At 33.5% G+C, this 887-nt stretch carries 3 protein-coding genes; all 3 read left to right on the forward strand.

Going from position 1 to position 887, the window contains the following annotated elements:
• Positions 1-230: Blp family class II bacteriocin (locus ACMZ6U_RS10525; RefSeq protein WP_416108361.1), on the forward strand; the 230-nt coding region annotated here is incomplete at its 5' end.
• On the forward strand, positions 231-440 hold the full coding sequence (locus ACMZ6U_RS10530) for a hypothetical protein (protein WP_416108362.1): 210 nt from the start codon (positions 231-233) through the stop codon (positions 438-440).
• 165 nt (positions 441-605) lie between these two features.
• The gene (locus ACMZ6U_RS10535) at positions 606-803 is read left to right on the forward strand and encodes a bacteriocin (RefSeq protein WP_416108363.1); all 198 of its coding nucleotides are present in this window, start codon (positions 606-608) and stop codon (positions 801-803) included.
• The last annotated feature ends 84 nt before the right edge of the window (positions 804-887 follow it).

The raw sequence follows: 887 nt of genomic DNA on the forward strand, positions 1-887 counted from the left end.
GGCAACAGGTGGTTTTTAAGGAGAGAATAATGAAAAAATATAAAGAACTAACAACAAATGATATGGCAAAGATAAACGGAGGTAATGCAGCAGGGAATGCTGTACTAGGTGGCTTGTCGGGTTTTAGTGCAGGTATGAAATTTTGTAAAATCCCTCACCCTGTTTTAAAGGGAGTTTGTGTTGTTGGATTTACAGCAGGTAGCGGTTATTTAGCATATAAGGTAAACTAAATGATTTACATAATTTTTATCATTTTATTTTCCGTTATAATTATTTCTACAACAATTCATGCTATTTATCAAAAAAAGATTAATCGTTTAACTCCTTTTTTATTCTTTTTAATATTCTATCAATTATCTTTATCAAAACAAACGACAAATCTTTTATCAATTGTTGCCTTACTAGCCTCTTTACTTGTTTATCTTGATAAAAAAGATTGAAAAAAATTATATCTCTTTGGAAAAGTAACTGCCTTAGTCTAAATTTTAAGATTAGTCATGTTCAGCTAGTATTGTAGCTGCCCCAGTAGCTGGAGCCTTTGCTTATACTGGTGCTAAAATCGGAGGCGCTGGCTATTTAATTGCAAGACATAGTTAGGAGTAGTTATGAGTGAACTAAATTTTGAACAATTATCTCAAATAAGAGGTGGAGGAAAAAAAGCTGCAGATATTTATGTATCAGCAATATCGGGAGCTGCTCAAGGAGCAATGCTTTGTGCTCAAACTGGGGTAGTCGTTCAACTAGGAGTAATTTTAGGATGTGCTGGGGCTGGAGTAGTTCTTGGGGTAATGTTTCCTAGCTAAACAGAAAATTATAATACTTATGGAGGAAAATATAGATAAACTAAAACGTCTTCTTCGATATGGATTTGTGTTGTGCTTGGTTAT

The organism is Streptococcus pluranimalium, assembly GCF_047785745.1.
GTDB classification, from domain to species: domain Bacteria; phylum Bacillota; class Bacilli; order Lactobacillales; family Streptococcaceae; genus Streptococcus; species Streptococcus pluranimalium_B.

What these genes read in the sequence shown, in the direction of transcription:
- ACMZ6U_RS10530 (WP_416108362.1), top strand. Translation starts at nt 231, where the DNA reads ATGATTTACATAATTTTTATCATTTTATTTTCCGTTATAATTATTTCT.
- ACMZ6U_RS10535 (WP_416108363.1), top strand. Translation starts at nt 606, where the DNA reads ATGAGTGAACTAAATTTTGAACAATTATCTCAAATAAGAGGTGGAGGA.